Source organism: Cypionkella sp. (assembly GCF_030652235.1).
GTDB lineage: Bacteria > Pseudomonadota > Alphaproteobacteria > Rhodobacterales > Rhodobacteraceae > Cypionkella.
The window spans coordinates 22,162-38,881 of the sequence record NZ_JAUSBA010000001.1 but is presented as its reverse complement, the minus strand read 5'-3'; the positions used below and the strand labels follow the sequence as shown (position 1 = coordinate 38,881).

Here is a 16,720-nt window from a genome sequence, read left to right as displayed (position 1 = left end):
TTTTACAAAGTGACTGGCTCTGTTGATGGCGTGGATGTCCTCTTCTTCTGTGATGGCTTCAACACTCATCACATTGGCACTTTGCGATGCCGTCAGAAGGGGGCATCCACGCCATCAACAGAGCCACTATTCAATATACCATGGCTAATCGGCAGTCTGGGATCCACGTTCACATGGTTCTTGTAGCCGTAATGTGGCCTGCCGTGCTTCTTGGTCCACCGCGCATCGACGTCTTTCTGGCACCGCTTGGCAGGCTTGTCTGCCCAACCCGCCGGCGTCTCTCCCGCCTTGATCGCGGCGTTTTCCTCGCGTTTGTTGTGGTTGTGCGGCACCGGCACGATGGACGCATCCAGAATCTGACCGCCCCGCGCTATATAACCCCGCCGTGCCAGATACCTGTCAAATAGCGCGAACACCTCCTCCACTTTGCCCGCCTGCACCAGCGCCTCGAGATAAAGCCACACCGTCTTGGCGTCGGGCACCCGGTCCCCAAGGCCCCAGCCCAAGAAACCGCATGAACAAAAGTCGGTCGCGAACCTGATATCCGATCTGGTCATCAGACAGGTTGTAAAGCGCGCTCAGAACCAGCGTCTTGAACATCAGCACCGCAAAAAGCTCGGCCTATGGCGTTCTGATCCCATAGGCCTCAATTTTACGATACAGCGTCGGTCGCGAAATTCCCAGGGCAAGGGCTGCCTTGCTGAGATTGCCGTGGTGACGCTTCAGCGCGTCTTCAATCAGCCGGACTTCGGCCTGTTTCAGCGAAGCATCCCGCGCAAGGGTGGGCTCTTGCGTCGCAAACACCTCGGTCAATCCGGTTTTAGCCACGGCGGGCGGAGTGATTTCGCGGGGCAGATCGGCGAGTGTGACGGTGCGTGATTTCGCAAGACTGTGCAGCCCCAACACCACATTGCGCAGTTCTCGGACGTTGCCTGGCCAGACATGCGCCATCAACGCATCCTGAACCTCGGGGCTGAAGATCAGCCGATCCCGTCCGGTCTCAATGCAGATCTTGCGGATGTAATGCTCGGCGATCAGCAAGATATCTTCACCGCGCGCGTGCAGCGGCGGGATCGTCAGCACCAAGCTGCTCAGGCGGTAGAACAGATCGCGACGGAACCGTCCGGCTTCCACCTCATCGCGCAGGGCGCGGTTGGTCAAGGACAGCACGCGCAGCGCTTGGGCGGGAGGATGCGGGCCATGCAGGCGCGCACTGTGTTCCTCCAGAATGCGCAGCAGATAAAGCTGCGTCTCAGCCGAGGTTTCGCCGATCTCATCCAAACACAGTGGAGCGGTATCCCCCGACTGCAGCGGTTGCAGCAGCGCATCGCCAAACATTTTCGGGTTCATCGCCCCGCAGTTGACGGTGCGAAAGCAATCGGCACTTTCGGGCGACATCCGCGCGTGGATCAGGCGGGCAAACAGTTCTTTGCCAACCCCAGTTTGCCCCTCAATCAAAGTCGGCTGATTGGCCGAAGCGATGCGCTGAGCGGTGTCCAAGGCCTCTAGGATCGCGTCGCTTTTGCCGACGATCTTCAGCCCTGTGGTGCCGATTAACACCCCCGGCAAAGCCGGAGCCGAGGGTCGGATTGCCGGTGCCGCGTGGCACGCGCTTGGTCTTTGCCGGAACGCCAGCGCCGCCCCCTTGATCAATCCGTCGATCTCGATCAGCCGGATGTCATCGCAGCAATGCGTTCTGGGCAAAGCGGCGGCGATTTTTGCTTCGGAAATCCCATCGGGCAATTCCAGAAAATGCGCGCCCAGCCCCAAATCCTGATCCGACCGCCCGATATTGACGCCACTGTTGCGGCTGAAGATCAGCCTGCCGAAACTGTCGATGATCGCAAACCCATCCGAATTGTCCATCGCCCGACCGGGGATGCTGCTGATGCTGGCCTCGATCAGCCGAATGTTCATTAGAGATTGCTCTTGTTGCAGTACCAATTCGATGTCGTGGGCGGCAGTGGCGGCGAAGGCGGCGTTATGCTTTTGGAAAATCCGGGTCAGCCCGGAAAGATTGACCACGCCGATGATGCTTTGATCAATCGGATCGCGGATCGGCGCGGCGGCACAACTCCAGGCCTTCATACCTTCGCAGAAATGCTCCTCGCCATGCACATAAACTGGCTGGCCCGTCCACAAAGCTGTGCCGATGCCATTGGTGCCCGAGGCATGCTCGCTCCACAATCCGCCAACCGACAGGTTGATTTTGCTGGCTTTGCTGAGGGTGGAATTATCCCCAACCGTCTCCAGAATAAGCCCATCGCGGTCGGTCAGCAGCAGCATTGCTTCGGCCCCTGACAGCAAATCACCGATCCGCAGCATCGAGATTCGCGCGGCCCGACGCAACTCGGCCTGATCGTGGCTCGATTTTGTAGACACACCGCCGCGTTCTAAGGAGGGCGCCGCAAATTGGTCCGGCTTGATGCCCGTCGTGTTCGAGCGCACCCAAGATTGATAGATCAACGAGCGCACCCCGGTCATCGGCAGGCTGGGCGCGTTGCGGTTTGACAGAAATTTGCTCCACGCCCGCGAGGTTTCCCGCGGGTCTACATCGGTGAAATCAATACCCGTACGCGCAGCTTTAGGCGCGCTGCGCTGGTCAGATGTGATCATTTAAGTCTCCTCCCGTAGACTTAACCTTCGGCGCAGGGCAACCCTATTGTGATATGCTCCTGCTCCCACCGAAGTTTTTATCGGCATGGGCAAAACTACGCGATCTCAAGCCGCGCTTTGATGTCGTCTGCAAGTTCGTCGTCCGGATAGGCGCGATTGATCACCCGCAGTGCAAGATCCGCGATTTTCTCAACGATTTCAGGCTCTAGTGGGCTGATAAACCCGTTCTCCGCCGTTGCGATGAAAAAGCATCTCTCGCCATTGAACCGCTTGATTTCGCCCAAGAATGCCAGTTGCACGCCGGTGTTGCTATCCGCAAGCACCACCCGCCCGTTCAGGCTGACGCGGACATAGGGCACCGCCTCATCCGGTCTGCGCGGGGCTGCCTGATCGACGATGATCAACCCTTGCGCCTGCGGCGGTGGGGCCGCTTTGCGCGCCTTGTCCTGCGAATACTTGCCACCGCTGAGGGTATCGGCCAGCTTTTCGATGGTGCCCCAGTTGCGCTGAAGATATTCTTTGGCGCGCTTGTCTTCGGGCCTTGTCGCGCTATGTCTGGAATGGATATCCAATCGACTCACTCCTTGGTGTGCGATGGGTGTCATTTTGTCGCAGGCTAACACAGCCTGCGGCTTTTCCTTAATTGCATCGAAATCGGGCTAAAAACCCAATCCCGTGTAACAAAGCGTTACACGTGGCCTGTGGAGCGGTCAGTTTGGCCGTTGCTCGCCACCCGGCTCGGCTTTGGTTTGGATCTTCCCGCCCAACCGACCCTCGCTGATCCAGCGGGCGGCCAGAACAAACGCCCCGGTGGCGAAGTCGCGGCCATGGGCTGCGATCATTTCCTCGCCAATCAGGGCGATGCGCTGAAAGAACGCGTCTTTGCTTTTTTCTTCTGCGGTAAGTTCTGCGGTCATCGGAGTGCTTTCTGTGAACAGGGTCAGGATTTGAACATCGCGTCGGGGAATTCGACCAAAGCGGCAGAGCCATCGGTTCCGGCTAGGGCGAGGAAGCGGCCATCCGGTGACCAGGCCATTGCGGTGATCCCAGCGCCGGTATCTTCGCGCAGCAAAATCTCGGACGGTTGGCCAATTTCGGCAAGGCTCAGCAGCCCGTTGGCATAGCCGACCGCCACCAGATTGCGGTTGGGGCAGGTGGCGACCGTATTGACCAGCACGAGGCCAGCTTTGCCCGTCACCACAGTTCTGCCATCGTCCAGCGACCAAGCGGCGACGCGGAATGCGCCAGAAGCCGCAATTGTCTGGGTATTTCGTCCAAAGCCTGTGCTGCGCACGGCGGCGGGAAAGTTGCTGCGGTGAAGCATACTGTTCCGAGCGGTGTTGATCAGATAAAACCCATCCGCCGCCACGTGACAAACCAACCAAGCGCCATCGGGGTGCCACTGCAAGGCGGTGGCTGGCTCGGCAAGCAAACTCTCAACGGGTTGGCCGTTCAGTGTCTGAAGCGGCAACCGCCACACCGCATTGCCATGCGCCACGGCAAGCGTTTGCCCATCGGGCGAAAACGCCACGGCACTGATCTCTCCCGGCAACGCAACCATCTCCGGCTCGGTGGTCTCGGCAGTCGCGATGTAAAGCTGCGCGCCGCTCGCATAGGCCAAAGCCTTTCCATCCGCCGACGCCGCCAACACTTGAATCGCCGCCTGCGCACGCGGTGGGATATGATAAGCGATCCCCCCCGCCGACAGCGCGTTGATCCGGCCGCTGGTCTTGGCAAAGGCAAAACCCTGCGCGCCAAACGCCACCACATCCGAGCTTCTGCCTTGGCTGAACTCCGCCACTTTCAGCGGCAGAAAGGGCTTCTCACGTGCCGCTATCGTCAGCCGTCCGGTATCAATCGCGCGACGTGTGCGCTGGGTGGGCGAGGCTTTGTCTGCGGTGGCTGCCAGATGCACCGAACCATCCGCGCAGGCGAAAGCGACGGCGGATGTATCGGCGTTAAAGCGGATCTGCTGCACAGGCGAGGCCATCTGCCAATCGCGGGCAATCAGGTCAAAAAGCTGCAAATGGGCGCGTTCGTCTTTCATGGTGGTTCCCCCTTTTATGATTGGCACAGCGCGGAAATATCGGCGCCGATCCGGGCCAATAGCGCTTCCAGCTTCTCAGCTTCCTGCTCGGTTTCGGCCAAGGCCTGCTGGGCGGCACTCTGCTCTAAGTAGATTTGTTCCAAGGCGGATTGATCGACGGAACCCACCAGATCCCGCTCGGCGCACATCACCTCAATCTCTTTGCCAGCCACCCTCTGACGCCGGCTCAGCAGCTTGCAGTTCTCTTGGCACAGCAAGCCGACCACCGCGACCCGCAGTTTTTGCAACTCGGACATTTTGTCAGAAATCTGTTCTAAATCAGACATATAACTGCTCCGCGCCAAAACCGGACCTTCCCGATTTTTCCTCCGCAGGAAGCAGCATATCCGCACCCGAAAACATTGCGACAAAATGCTATTCCGTAACCATTCATTACAATGCGTAGCCGTTCGTTACAGAAAATTTTCTGTTTGGCCGCAACGGATTTTGCCCCTTACATGGCCATATCGAAGAAAAAGAACAGCTGCCGCGACAACTCAAGGTAGCTCAAAGAACGAAGGAAGGGAGGCCTGCGTTGCGAATGAAATTCACACCCCGTGAAACTGATCCGGCGTCTTGGATGGCTGCGATGCGCAGTTCTCTGACCTTTGCCGACGGTCCTGCCCACATCAACACGAACCAAAAAGGTGAGCAATAATGTCGACTCTGACACTCAACAAAATTACCGCGCAAAAGGGCATTTCGGTGGCCGATGCGACTCGAAAATGCGCCGATCTGGGGTGGAACCCCTCCTATGTGCAAGAGGCTATGACCTACCCTTCGGACTACAAAATCACCAAAGCCCCCCGTGATCCGATGAAGCAGGTGCTGCGGTCTTACTTCTCGATGCAGGAAGAAAAGGACAACCGGGTTTACGGTGCCCTTGATGCCGCCCTGCGTGGCGACATGTTCCGCAATGTCGAACCCCGCTGGGTCGAATGGATGAAGCTGTTTCTGGCGATCATCCCGTTCCCGGAAATCAGCGCCGCCCGTTCGATGGCGATGGTCAGCCGTCTGGCCCCGGGCGAAGAGCTGCGCACCGGCTTTACCATGCAGATGGTCGATGAATTCCGCCACTCCACGATTCAGATGAACCTGAAGAAGTGGTATATGGAAAACTACATCGACCCGGCTGGCTTTGACATCACCGAAGAAGCCTTCGGTAAATGCTATGCCACCACCATCGGGCGTCAATTCGGCGAAGGCTTCATCACCGGCGATGCGATGACCTCGGCCTGTATGTATCTGACCGTTGTGGCCGAAACTGCCTTCACCAACACGCTGTTTGTGGCGATGCCGTCGGAAGCCGCGCGCAATGGCGACTATGCGCTGCCTACCGTGTTCTTGTCGGTGCAGTCTGACGAATCCCGTCACATCGGCAACGGCCACTCGCTGATGATGGCCGCGCTGAAAGAACCGGAAAACCACCTGCTCATTGAGCGCGACATGAAATATGCCTTCTGGCAGAACCATGCCATCGTCGATGCCGCCATCGGGACGTTTATCGAATACGGCACCACCGACCGCGACAAGAACAAAGAAAGCTATGCCGAGATGTGGCATCGCTGGGTCTATGAAGATTACTACCGCACCTACATGCTGCCGATGGAAAAATACGGCATCAAAATCCACCACGATGACGTGACCCTGGCGTGGGAGCGGATCACCAAGAAGAACTACGTTCACAAGATTGGGCAATTCTTTGCGGTGGGCTGGCCGGTGAACTTCTGGCGGATCGAAGCGCAGACCGAGAAAGATTTTGAATGGTTCGAGCATAAGTATCCCGGTTGGTATGCCGAATTCGGCGACTTCTGGAAATGGTATGCCAAGTTGTCGAAGCCTGGCCAGAAGGTGATCACGTTCAACGAGGAAGTTGGCTACGTCTATCCGCACCGCTGCTGGTCAAGCCTTGTGCCTTGCGTCATCCGTGAGGATATGGTCGTAGGCGAGCTGAACGGCCAACTGCACACGTTTGCGCATGAAATCGATCGCTGGACGGCGGTGGAGGCTTTCGCCGACGAATTCCAAGGTCGTCCGACGCCAGCGATGGGCCGGTTCTCGGGCAAACGCGAATGGGAGACGCTGTATGATGGCGTTGATCTGGCCGATGCGATTGTCGATCTTAACTTTGTCCGCTCCGACGGCAAAACCCTGATCCCGCAACCGCATTTGCGCTTTGACGACAAAGACATGTGGACGCTGGACCATGTGCGCGGCCACACGCTCGGATCACCTCTGAACGCGCTGCGCGGCATGGATGAGGCAACCCGTAAGGCGCATCTCGCCGATTACGCCAAGGGTTTCACCATCAACCCCTGCAACTAACCCTATGATTATGGGCCGGAAACTCCGGCCCATACCACCCCACGCCGCTGCCCGCTTTGGGTAGGGGATTGAAACCTGCACTCTGCAAAAGGCCGCATCAGATGTCAGAAACCTTCACCGTTCGATTGGAACCCGTCGGGGTCGAATTCGAAGTTGAATCCGGCGAGACCGTGCTGGACGCCGCCTTCCGTCAGGGCATTTCGCTGCCACATGGCTGCAAAGAGGGCCAATGTTCGGCCTGCAAATGCAACCTTGTCGAAGGCGAGGTCGAGCTGCTGAAGTACTCTACCTTCGCGCTGTCGGATGGCGAGCGTGAGCAGGGCGGCATCTTGCTGTGCCGATCCCTCCCACAAGACGATCTGACTATCGAGCTGTTGAATTTCGACGAAGAACTGCTGTCGAAATCCATCGCGGTCAAAGACTTCAAGGGGAAGATCACGGCCAAATCCAACCTGACGCATGACATCCGGGCCATCGAAATTGATATCGAAACGCCGATCAAATTTTGGGCCGGGCAATATGTCGACATCACCGTCAGAACCAAAGATGGGGAGGAGATTACGCGCTCGTTCTCCATGGCAAATACGCCGGACCAAACCCAAAAACTTCGGTTCATCATCAAAAAATACCCCGACGGAAAGTTCAGCCGCGAACTCGACGCAGGCGGTATCGAAATCGGAGCCTCCGTCACCGTCCGCGGACCCTACGGCACCTGCTTCCGCCGTGAAGGACGCGAAGGGCCGATAGTGCTGGTCGCCGCGGGCTCGGGGATGTCGCCAATCTGGTCGATCCTGCACGACCACGTCACCAGCGGCGAAAGCCGCCCGGTGCATTTCTTCTACGGCGCGCGCACCCAGACCGATCTGTTCTACCTGCCGCAGATCGCCGCTATCACCGCAGCCCACCCCGAAATAACGTTCACCCCGGTTCTGTCACACGCCAGCGATGATCCCGATTGGCACGGCGCACAAGGCTTTGTGCATCAGGTGGTTGGCCGCGAATTGAAACGCCTGAATGTCGAGGGCGGCGATGCCTATGCCTGCGGTCCACCGCCGATGATCGACGCGCTTAGCCCGGTTCTGTTCATGCTCGATTTCGACCCCGAGCGCACCTTTTACGACAAGTTTACCCCGTCGACCGCACCCGCGCCAATCAAAGCGCATTGATTTCTGATTTAGATCCGGGGGGTTAACCCCCACCACAAGGGAGAGAGACATGGTTGCCACATCAAGCTCGGTTGGCTCAGGCGCCGCAGGGGCCGCGATTTTCGCCGACAGCGAAAGCCGCAAATATCGCTACTTTGAACCCCGCGCCAAGCGCGCCACCCATTACGAAGATGTCACCGTCGACGTGCAGCCCGACCCGGAGCGCTATTTGATCCAGGATTGGATCATCTCGTTTCCAGATGGTCGCGGTGCCTATGAGAAAAACTTCACCAAGGCGCAAAGCAGCAACTGGCACGCCTTCCGCGCCCCCGATCAGGAATGGGAACGCACGCATTATCAGCGCCAGTCGCGTATCGAGGTGATGGTGCAGGCGGTGATCGCCAATGGTCGCAAATCTGGCGCGCAGATGGCGTTTGACGCGGCCTGGGGCAAGACCTTACAGAAGCATCTGGGCGCTTGGAAACACGTTGAGTTTGGCTTGGGCTGTGCGCTGATGCAGGCACAGCGCGGCGGCTACACCCAGATGATCAACAACGCGACGCTGACCAATTCGTCGTACAAACTGCGGCTGTCGCAGGACATCACGCTGTATCTGGCCGAGATCGGCATGGATATTGCGGGTTGGGATGACGAGGCCGGCAAGACCACATGGCTGGAAGATCCGATGTGGCAGGGCACCCGCTTGGCCGTGGAAACCATCATGGGCACAGAAGATTATCTCGAACAGTATTTCGCGATCAATCTGGTGTTCGAGCCACTGGTCGGCGAGTTGTTCCGCTCGGGCTTCCTGATGCAGTTTGGCGCGGCCAACAACGACTTCATGACGCCCTCGGTGATCGCTGCAGCCGAAGGTGACTATGAGCGCAACCTTGCCAACACCATCGACCTGATTTGGCTTCTGGCCAATGACGAGGCTTTCGGAGCCCAAAACCGCGCGCTGTTCCAAAGCTGGGTGATCAAACACGCAGCCCTTGCCGACAAGGCTGCAAAGCAGCTGCAACCGATCTGGTCGAAGCCGCATTCCAAACCCGTCAGTTTTGAAGAAGCCCGTGCGGTATCTGAAGAGCGTTTTGCCAAGATCCTTGGCGAACTCAACCTGTCCCGCTGAAAGGAAACCCTATGTCAACCGTTGCACGCGACAATTCGCACGACAACATCTTTAAGGCGATGAAGGACATCACTTTTGAGAAAACCGTTTCACATCAATGTGGTGTGACGATGTCGGATTCGGTCGAGGCCCGTGCCATTGCCGAATTCATGGATGCCAAGCCGGGGGTGACAGTAACGTATAACCCCGCGCTGATCCGCATCGACGGCAATGGCAAGCTGATCTTCAAGATGGATGAGATCAGCGAATTCCTGGGCCGGGATATGACTGCCGAGTTGTTTGAGGTGAATTCCTCGACCCACTACGGCCGCATGGTGCGCACCGACGACAACACGGTGATCTTGTTCGGCGATATGAACGAGATGCTCGAATACATCTGAAAATCCGGTGCGGGGGCAAACCCCGCGCCACCCTCCAACCCATTCCCAAAGGCGACGAAGATGTATGTAACCCCCGAAGGCAAAGAGATTTTCGTGCTGGATGGCCACGCCCATTTCTGGGATGGCAGCCCCGAAAACCAGAAGAACATCCATGGCAAGCAGTTCATTGATTGCTTTTACGCCTACCACACCGGACTTTCCCCGAAGGAAGAGCTGTGGGACAAGAAGAAGTTTGAGAAATACTCTGCTGATGACCTCTACAACGATCTGTTCATCGACGGGCCGGACGATATGGCGATCCTGAATTCGACCTATCTGTCAGATTTCTACAAGGACGGCTTCAACAACATCGAACGCAATATGTCGGTGGCCAAGAAATTCCCCAACCGCTTTATCGTCAACGGCGCGTTTGATCCGCGCGATGGCGAAAAAGCCTTGGAATACATTCACTTCATGAAAGAGACCTATGACATCAAGGGGGTGAAAATGTACACCGCCGAGTGGAATGGCACCTCGAAAGGCTGGCGGCTGAACGACCCGGCTGCCTACAAATGCTTCGAGCTGTGCGACAAACTGGGCATCAAGAATATCCATGTTCACAAAGGCCCGACCATCCTGCCGCTCAACAAAGACGCCTTTGATGTGCATGACGTCGATTACGCCGCGACCGATTTCCAAGGCCTGAACTGGATCATCGAACACTGCGGCCTGCCGCGTCTGGACGATTTCTGCTGGATCGCGACGCAGGAAACCAACGTCTATGGCGGCCTTGCCGTGGCGCTGCCGTTCATCCACTCGCGCCCGCGCTACTTCGGCGAAATCATCGCAGAACTGCTGTTCTGGATCGGGCCAGAGAAAATCCTGTTCGGCTCGGATTACGCGATCTGGACGCCGAAATGGTTGGTCGAAAAGCTGTGGGCGTTCCAGATCCCGGAAGACATCTCGGCGGAACGTGGCGGCGTGCAACTGACCGATGAGATCAAGGAAAAAATCCTCGGTCTCAACGCCGCCCGGCTTTACAACATCGACGTGGCAGCCCGGAAGGCCGAGTTTTCCGCCCATCCGATCTCGCTCGCGGCGGAGTGATCAGATGGCCGCGCCCTTAAATCTCGTCTTGGATGATGCCCTGCTAAACCAAGTTTGGGCGCGGCTTGATCTGGTGATGGACCCCGAACTCGATGAACCCGTCACCGACATGGGCTTCATTGAGGCGGTCTCCATCACCAACTCAGAGCAAAACACCAGCACGGTGCATGTCAGCTTCCGTTTGCCAACCTATTGGTGCTCGCCCAACTTCGCCTTCCTGATGGCCGAGGGCATCAAGCGCCAGATCGAGGTGTTGCCTTGGGTCGGTCAAGCCGTGGTGACGCTGCAAGACCACATGGCCGCTGACGAGATGAACGCCGCCGTCAACGCCGGGGCCAGTTTCGGCTCAGTCTTTGCCGAACTCCACCCCGACGAAGACCTCGCCGCCCTGCGCGAGAAATTCGACATCAAGGCGTTTCAGCGCAGGCAAGAGGTGGTGATCAAAGCCATGATCGCCATGGGTTTCTTGCCCGCTGAAATCCTGACCATGCCGCGCGCCCTTGTCGAAATCGCCGAGTTCACCGACCCTGAAACCACCCGCCAAAAGGCCCGCTATCTGGCGATCCTGGATGACAAACACCTCGCCCCCAGCCCGCGTGATCTGGCGTTCCCGACCTATCAGGGCACCCCGATCAACGATTACCCGCAGTATATCGGCCTGCTGCGTTCGGTCAGGATCAATATGGAATTCTCCGGCTCGCTCTGCCGGGGGCTGAAACGCAGCCGCTACCAAGAGGCCGACCTGTCCGGCGATATCCCGGTTCTGGTCGATTTCACCACCCACAATCCAACGCACGCCTGCCGCTGACAGGCGATCCCAAAAACACTGCAAAATCCGGCTTTGGCCGAAGGAGGAACTATGCCCAAGATCATGATCCACGGTAACGATGCCCGCCGCGCGCTGGCGCATGGTGTGCAGAAACTGTCGGCAGCGGTTGAATCGACGCTGGGCCCTATGGGCATGAACGCGATGATTGATCGCCCGATGGGCACCCCGCTGATCAGCCGGGATGGCGTGTCGATTGCCTCGGAAATCGAACTGTTCGACCGTTTCGAGAATATGGGCGCGCAGGTGGTGCGCGAGGTTTCGATGCAGACCAATGACGTGGCGGGCGACGGCACCACCACCTCGATCGTGCTGGCCAATGGTATGATCCAGTCCGGTGTGGTGCTGATCGAAAAGGGCGCAAAGCCGGTTGATCTCTGCCGTGGCATCGCGATGGCGGTTGAGGCCACGACCCACGCCCTGCGCGCTGCTGCCAAACCGGTCAAAGACCATGCGGTGCTGTCGGCGGTCGCCAAAATCTCGGCCTCCAGCACCGAACTGGGCGCGTTGGTCGCCGAAGCCTTCCGCCGCGTTGGCGCGCAGGGGGTGATTTCCACCGACTATGGCACCGGCAACACCTCGACCCTGCAAGTGGTCGACGGCATGGCGTTTGAGCGCGGCTATATCTCGCATCACATGGTCACTGATCTCGATGCGATGCGCGCCGTGGTGCTGAACCCCTATATCGTGCTGACCGATATCAAGATGAAAACCGCCAGCCAGTTGGATGCCGCCAAGGCGATTGCCGCTGAAGACGGCCGCCCGCTGGTCATTATCAGCGAAGAAACCTCACCCGAGGTGCTGCTGACTCTGCTGGGCAAAGACGGCCCCGGAAAATTCCTCGTGGTGCATCCGCCAGAATTCGGCCACTGGCGCCGCAATATGATGGAGGATCTGGCGATCCTGACCGGCGGCAAGGTGCTGGCCCGCGATCTGGGCGACAGTTTGGAAAACATCACCCGGCTGGATATGGGGTCTGCGGAACGGGTGGAGGCCAGCAATTCCGACACCATGATCATTCGCGGCAACGGCGACAGCCAAGCCATCGCCGCCCGCCGCGCCCAGGTGCAGCGGCTCTATGAAGTTGCCCCGCCCAACATCGACAAAGACAAACTGCAAGAGCGGCTCGCCAAGCTTTGCGGTGGCACTGCTACGATCTTTGCGGGCGGTGTCACGCCGGTTGAACAAAAACGCACCATCCAACTGATCGAGGATTCGCTGAACGCCGTGCGCGCGGCATCCGACGAAGGCGTTTTGGTCGGCGGTGGCGTGGCACTGGCGCGGATTGCGCCCTCGCTGGCCGAACTTGCACTGGCCGAGCGGGGCGACATGCGCCGGGGCATCGAATTGGTGCAATCGGTGCTGACCCTGCCGCTGGCCCGCATCGCCTTTAACGCAGGCGCTGAACCCAATGACGTGGTGCGCAAAGTCTGCGCTTTGCATGGCGATCACGGCTATAACGCCGCCACCGGAACCTATGAAGATCTGATGAAATCCGGCGTCATTGACCCGGTGCGTGTCACCTATTCGGCGCTGATGAACGCCGCTTCCGTCGCCACGTTGATCCTGACCACCGAAACCCTGATCGCCGATCTGGCCGAGGATGAAGACCCCACCGCAGGCGCTGCCTTGGGGGGCGGGGCCGAAAAGCTGGGCCGTAAGTGATTGGCTGACCATATAAATTAGGCCATATAAATCAGGAAAGGGCTGCGCCATGAAAGCCGCAAGACTTTACGAATACGACCCCGCGATGAACGTCCAGTTGAAGATCGAAAACGTCAAAGCCCCCACCATCATGGGGCCAACGGATGTGATCGTCAAAGTGGGTGCGGCGGGTCTGTGCCGCACCGATCTGCACATCATCGAAGGCGTGTGGAAAGACATCATGGATCAGGGCGGCAACCTGCTGCCCTATATCATGGGCCACGAAAACGCCGGCTGGGTGGAAGATGTCGGCTCGGGCGTCACCTCGGTCAAACCCGGCGATACGGTGATCTGCCACCCGCACCGCACCTGTGGCATCTGCCTGTCGTGTCGCTATGGCGACGACATGCACTGCGAACACAGCCTGTTTCCAGGCCTCGGGCTGGACGGCGGCTTTGCCGAATACTTCCTGACCTCCGAGCGCAGCCTGATCAAGCTGAACCCCAACATCACGCCGCTCGATGTAGCGCCAATGGCAGATGCCGGGATCACCGCCTACCGCGCGGCCAAAAAAGCCGCCAAAGCCCTGCGCCCCGGGGCCTATTGTGTGATCGTCGGCGTCGGCGGTTTGGGCCATATCGCCCTGCAATGCCTGCATGAAATCTCGGGCTGCCGCATCATCGCGGTAGACCGCGAACCCGCAGCCCGCCAGCTTTGTAAAGACCTCGGCGCGGATTTCGTGCTGGATGGTGGCCCGACTGTTGTCGAGGAGATCAAGCAGATCACCGGCGGCGGCGCGCAAGTGGTGATGGATTTTGTTGGCGAACTCGGTGTCGAAAACCTGTGCTGGAAAATGGTCCGCCCCGGCGGCGAGCTGATCATGATCGGCTATGGCGGCAAGATCGAAGTGCCCACCGCGCATCTGGTGATCAATGAGATCAACATCGGCGGCAGTCTGGTCGGCAACTACACCGAACTGGTCGAACTGATGGAGCTGAACGCTGACGGCAAGGTCAAGATGCATTACAAGGAATATTCTTTGGATAACATCAACGTCGCGTTGGACGATTTCAAGAACCGGCGCTTTGCGGGCCGGGGCGTGATCGTGCCGTAAGCCGGATACGGGCTCGCCCCGTGCAGTTCCAGTCAACCGAAAATCGTAAGGGGAGGAAAGCATGAGCAGTGATGCTACACTGAAAGAGCCATTGGCGGGGTCTGCAACCGACCCTTGCTACCGCTTGATCTACCGCAGCCACAGTTTGCTGCCGGATAGCGGCAAGGATCAGGCAGCCCTTGCTGCAATCCTGAAACAGTCCCGCTCGGGAAATGCGGACAAAGGCATCACCGGCGCATTGATGCTGTATGACGACTGGTTCGCGCAAGTGCTGGAGGGACCGCAAGCGGCGGTTGAGGCGCTATACGCCCGGATCAAAGCCGATGCCCGGCATGACGGAGTGCGATTGAATGAAGCCGGGCCAACGCCCAAAAGACTGTTTGGCAAATGGGCGATGGCGGTGGTCGCCGAACACCATGAACCCGATCAGCCCATGGTCGCCACAACCGGCGGCCTTGCTCAGGGGGCTCCGTGGAAAGTGACGCTGGAACAAGAGGCAATCCTGACCCGGCTGCGTGATCTGACGCGCGGCTACGGGCGCGGATCATAACCCTATGACATTGTGATCCAAAAGCGCGTCGCCTGGATCATGACAGCAATATGCGGTGCAATTGACGACAACGGCCAGAATTGGCGGAGGGAACGGATCTGGATATCAGTACAGCCTTGGGAATTTCGATCGGCTTGCTTGGAGCCGTGGCGATCTGGTTATTTCTGACAAGCGGCACCATCCAGATATGGATCGGGTTCATCGGCTGGGCCAGCTTTTACCACTGCGACGGTGGCACAGAGGGTCTGAGAAAATCGGTTTGCGCCAACCTGTGGGGCGTGGTGATGGCCTATATCGCGCTACTGTTGATCACCCAAGTCAATGCGGGCCTATCGACCCCGACACGCCTCTTGTGGGCATCCCCGCAGCCGCATTCTAACGATCTTCCACAGGGCCACTGAGAAAGCTACCTGCCCCCCGGTGCCGCAAGGCTTCGGGGGTCTTTTTTACTTTGCGGTTGCGTCGGTTGCCGCAGCCTTGAAAGCCCGGCGCCTTGCCGAAAAGCGACCCACCGCGAACCATCCGACAAGACCCCAGAAAAGGGCAATCATCAACAATCCCGGCGCAAAGCGCGAAGTTGCCGAAACCATCGCTAGAAGAACCGTGTCCAAAATTCCGAAGCCTACGGCCCATATCATTGCCCGGCGAAAGGAACGTGCAAATATGCCGGAAAGCAGCCCGCCGACGCCCCCAAAGCCTAGGGACATGCCCAAGAACATCGCCAAGCCGTTCATTTCTTTCCTACTTTCTTCCGTAAGCGCCCAAATTTTGCCGCAAGCCCAACCGCATCGGGCACTGCAAAGAAGCTCACAATCCCACCGATCAAGGCAAAAACGATCAACCCAGACACACCCCAAATACGCCGACGACGCCCGCGCCAGCACTAAGAAAGGCACCGCATATTGCGCCGACGACAATTCCAATGATCCGATTTCGCATGGCACTCCTGCAAGTTGTCACGACCGCCTTGCCAATACCCGCAGAAATAATGGCCGTTTCGGGCGAAAGACGCAACCGCACCATTCACGAATGCGAGAGCCGTTTCGACGCTTCGGTCCGATTTTCCAGCTAAATCAGCCGCTTCGCCAACAAGCAAAATGACACGCAAAGACTGCCAGCAAGGCGAAATTATTCAATGAAATCAATGTGTATTGGCGGAAGCGGTGGGATTCGAACCCACGGTAGGGTTCCCCCTACGCTCAGTTAGCAACCGAGTGCTTTCGGCCTCTCAGCCACGCTTCCGACGTTGGTTATTTACCGAGGCAGGGGCGCGGGGGCAAGAGGGAAAGCGGGGGATGGCTGTAGATTTGCTGCGGGGGCAGGCGTATCGACGTTTGGAGAAGGGCAGCGATTGCGATTCATTGAAAAATTAAGTAGGGCTGATTAAGCAGTTGTCAACCGTCACATCCCGGAAGGTGGCCAGGCTGCTTCCTGAACAATTCTGGCTTCAGTTTGTGCCAGTCTTTCATGGCCAGCAAGAGGATATTGCTGCCCAACGCTGACCGTGGCAGTTGCTGATTGTCGAGCAGCACATAGCGGTCCAGCGTGGTTTCCAGTTGCGCGCCTGATTTGAAGTTGTGCGATTTCAGCACTTCCTCGATCCGGCCGTTGACGCTTTCGAACCGTTACCTTCCCCAGTTTCTCCTCGCCCCCGATGGAATGAGGTTTGGGTGTCAGACCTATCCAAGCGGCAAGGTCACGCGTCTCTTTGAAGGTCGATACATTCGGCACGCTGGCGGCGATTGCGCTGTCGATACTGGCCCACACGTCGCGACACCGGCGACCAGCCTGCCCATTTGAAACAGCCGAGATGTCGTGG

Annotated in this window: 17 protein-coding genes, 1 tRNA gene and 2 pseudogenes; 11 read left to right on the top strand and 9 right to left on the bottom strand. The window is 58.2% G+C overall.

Annotation, left to right across the window (positions count from 1 at the left end):
• Positions 1-161: 161 nt before the first annotated feature.
• The 6 genes and pseudogenes from Q7V03_RS00210 to Q7V03_RS00185 all read right to left on the bottom strand — a co-directional run.
• A pseudogene (locus Q7V03_RS00210) lies at positions 162-609 on the bottom strand (transposase); the annotation flags it as partial.
• A 12-nt stretch (positions 610-621) separates the two neighbouring features.
• Entirely contained in the window at positions 622-2,616 is a 1,995-nt protein-coding gene (locus Q7V03_RS00205) for a sigma-54-dependent Fis family transcriptional regulator (RefSeq protein WP_304923603.1), read from the bottom strand.
• A gap of 95 nt (positions 2,617-2,711) precedes the next feature.
• A complete protein-coding gene (locus tag Q7V03_RS00200) occupies positions 2,712-3,188 on the bottom strand; it encodes a hypothetical protein (protein WP_304923602.1) in 477 nt (158 codons plus the stop codon).
• Positions 3,189-3,326: 138 nt separating this feature from the next.
• The gene (locus Q7V03_RS00195) at positions 3,327-3,533 is read right to left on the bottom strand and encodes a hypothetical protein (RefSeq protein ID WP_304923601.1); all 207 of its coding nucleotides are present in this window, start codon (positions 3,531-3,533) and stop codon (positions 3,327-3,329) included.
• Positions 3,534-3,556: 23 nt separating this feature from the next.
• Positions 3,557-4,663 (bottom strand): WD40 repeat domain-containing protein, encoded by a 1,107-nt coding sequence (locus tag Q7V03_RS00190; RefSeq protein WP_304923600.1) that lies wholly within the window; start codon positions 4,661-4,663, stop codon positions 3,557-3,559.
• A 14-nt stretch (positions 4,664-4,677) separates the two neighbouring features.
• Entirely contained in the window at positions 4,678-4,989 is a 312-nt protein-coding gene (locus Q7V03_RS00185) for a hypothetical protein (protein ID WP_304923599.1), read from the bottom strand.
• A gap of 370 nt (positions 4,990-5,359) precedes the next feature.
• Between Q7V03_RS00185 and Q7V03_RS00180 the strand changes: the two genes are divergently transcribed.
• The 11 genes from Q7V03_RS00180 (at position 5,360) to Q7V03_RS00130 (ending at position 16,002) form a co-directional block, all read left to right on the top strand.
• Positions 5,360-7,027, top strand: a complete 1,668-nt coding sequence (locus tag Q7V03_RS00180) for an aromatic/alkene/methane monooxygenase hydroxylase/oxygenase subunit alpha (protein ID WP_304923598.1) — start codon at positions 5,360-5,362, stop codon at positions 7,025-7,027.
• A 101-nt stretch (positions 7,028-7,128) separates the two neighbouring features.
• Positions 7,129-8,193: an NADH:ubiquinone reductase (Na(+)-transporting) subunit F gene (locus Q7V03_RS00175; RefSeq protein WP_304923597.1), complete on the top strand. Its 1,065-nt coding sequence runs from the start codon at positions 7,129-7,131 to the stop codon at positions 8,191-8,193.
• Between the two features lie 49 nt (positions 8,194-8,242).
• Complete coding sequence (locus Q7V03_RS00170) at positions 8,243-9,301, top strand: aromatic/alkene monooxygenase hydroxylase subunit beta (protein ID WP_304923596.1); 1,059 nt, start codon at positions 8,243-8,245, stop codon at positions 9,299-9,301.
• A gap of 11 nt (positions 9,302-9,312) precedes the next feature.
• Complete coding sequence (locus tag Q7V03_RS00165; RefSeq protein ID WP_304923595.1) at positions 9,313-9,681, top strand: MmoB/DmpM family protein; 369 nt, start codon at positions 9,313-9,315, stop codon at positions 9,679-9,681.
• A 60-nt stretch (positions 9,682-9,741) separates the two neighbouring features.
• The gene (locus tag Q7V03_RS00160; protein WP_304923594.1) at positions 9,742-10,767 is read left to right on the top strand and encodes an amidohydrolase family protein; all 1,026 of its coding nucleotides are present in this window, start codon (positions 9,742-9,744) and stop codon (positions 10,765-10,767) included.
• Between the two features lie 4 nt (positions 10,768-10,771).
• Positions 10,772-11,575 carry an iron-sulfur cluster assembly protein gene (locus Q7V03_RS00155; RefSeq protein WP_304923593.1) on the top strand — a complete coding sequence of 268 codons (804 nt, stop codon included), beginning with the start codon at positions 10,772-10,774 and terminating at the stop codon, positions 11,573-11,575.
• A 51-nt stretch (positions 11,576-11,626) separates the two neighbouring features.
• Positions 11,627-13,258 carry a molecular chaperone GroEL gene (locus Q7V03_RS00150; RefSeq protein WP_304923592.1) on the top strand — a complete coding sequence of 544 codons (1,632 nt, stop codon included), beginning with the start codon at positions 11,627-11,629 and terminating at the stop codon, positions 13,256-13,258.
• A gap of 49 nt (positions 13,259-13,307) precedes the next feature.
• The gene (locus Q7V03_RS00145) at positions 13,308-14,351 is read left to right on the top strand and encodes an NAD(P)-dependent alcohol dehydrogenase (protein WP_304923591.1); all 1,044 of its coding nucleotides are present in this window, start codon (positions 13,308-13,310) and stop codon (positions 14,349-14,351) included.
• Positions 14,352-14,412: 61 nt separating this feature from the next.
• Positions 14,413-14,901 (top strand): BLUF domain-containing protein, encoded by a 489-nt coding sequence (locus Q7V03_RS00140; protein ID WP_304923590.1) that lies wholly within the window; start codon positions 14,413-14,415, stop codon positions 14,899-14,901.
• Positions 14,902-14,981: 80 nt separating this feature from the next.
• Positions 14,982-15,302, top strand: coding sequence for a DUF1097 domain-containing protein (locus Q7V03_RS00135; protein ID WP_370651049.1), 321 nt, complete (start codon positions 14,982-14,984; stop codon positions 15,300-15,302).
• Positions 15,303-15,321: 19 nt separating this feature from the next.
• A complete protein-coding gene (locus Q7V03_RS00130) occupies positions 15,322-16,002 on the top strand; it encodes a hypothetical protein (protein ID WP_304923589.1) in 681 nt (226 codons plus the stop codon).
• Between the two features lie 51 nt (positions 16,003-16,053).
• Here the strand turns inward: Q7V03_RS00130 and Q7V03_RS00125 are convergent.
• The 3 genes and pseudogenes from Q7V03_RS00125 to Q7V03_RS23770 all read right to left on the bottom strand — a co-directional run.
• Positions 16,054-16,143: transfer RNA gene (locus tag Q7V03_RS00125), tRNA-Ser, on the bottom strand.
• A 152-nt stretch (positions 16,144-16,295) separates the two neighbouring features.
• A complete protein-coding gene (locus tag Q7V03_RS00120; protein WP_304923588.1) occupies positions 16,296-16,493 on the bottom strand; it encodes a hypothetical protein in 198 nt (65 codons plus the stop codon).
• A 79-nt stretch (positions 16,494-16,572) separates the two neighbouring features.
• A pseudogene (locus tag Q7V03_RS23770) lies at positions 16,573-16,632 on the bottom strand (hypothetical protein); the annotation flags it as partial.
• Between the last annotated feature and the right edge of the window lie 88 nt (positions 16,633-16,720).

Bases quoted from the DNA above. Each gene is read 5' to 3' on its own strand.
- Q7V03_RS00155 (WP_304923593.1), top strand. From the start codon at position 10,772: ATGGCCGCGCCCTTAAATCTCGTCTTGGATGATGCCCTGCTAAACCAA.
- Q7V03_RS00160 (WP_304923594.1), top strand. From the start codon at position 9,742: ATGTATGTAACCCCCGAAGGCAAAGAGATTTTCGTGCTGGATGGCCAC.
- Q7V03_RS00140 (WP_304923590.1), top strand. From the start codon at position 14,413: ATGAGCAGTGATGCTACACTGAAAGAGCCATTGGCGGGGTCTGCAACC.
- Q7V03_RS00190 (WP_304923600.1), bottom strand. From the start codon at position 4,663: ATGAAAGACGAACGCGCCCATTTGCAGCTTTTTGACCTGATTGCCCGC.
- Q7V03_RS00205 (WP_304923603.1), bottom strand. From the start codon at position 2,616: ATGATCACATCTGACCAGCGCAGCGCGCCTAAAGCTGCGCGTACGGGT.
- Q7V03_RS00150 (WP_304923592.1), top strand. From the start codon at position 11,627: ATGCCCAAGATCATGATCCACGGTAACGATGCCCGCCGCGCGCTGGCG.
- Q7V03_RS00170 (WP_304923596.1), top strand. From the start codon at position 8,243: ATGGTTGCCACATCAAGCTCGGTTGGCTCAGGCGCCGCAGGGGCCGCG.
- Q7V03_RS00165 (WP_304923595.1), top strand. From the start codon at position 9,313: ATGTCAACCGTTGCACGCGACAATTCGCACGACAACATCTTTAAGGCG.
- Q7V03_RS00180 (WP_304923598.1), top strand. From the start codon at position 5,360: ATGTCGACTCTGACACTCAACAAAATTACCGCGCAAAAGGGCATTTCG.
- Q7V03_RS00185 (WP_304923599.1), bottom strand. From the start codon at position 4,989: ATGTCTGATTTAGAACAGATTTCTGACAAAATGTCCGAGTTGCAAAAA.
- Q7V03_RS00175 (WP_304923597.1), top strand. From the start codon at position 7,129: ATGTCAGAAACCTTCACCGTTCGATTGGAACCCGTCGGGGTCGAATTC.
- Q7V03_RS00145 (WP_304923591.1), top strand. From the start codon at position 13,308: ATGAAAGCCGCAAGACTTTACGAATACGACCCCGCGATGAACGTCCAG.
- Q7V03_RS00195 (WP_304923601.1), bottom strand. From the start codon at position 3,533: ATGACCGCAGAACTTACCGCAGAAGAAAAAAGCAAAGACGCGTTCTTT.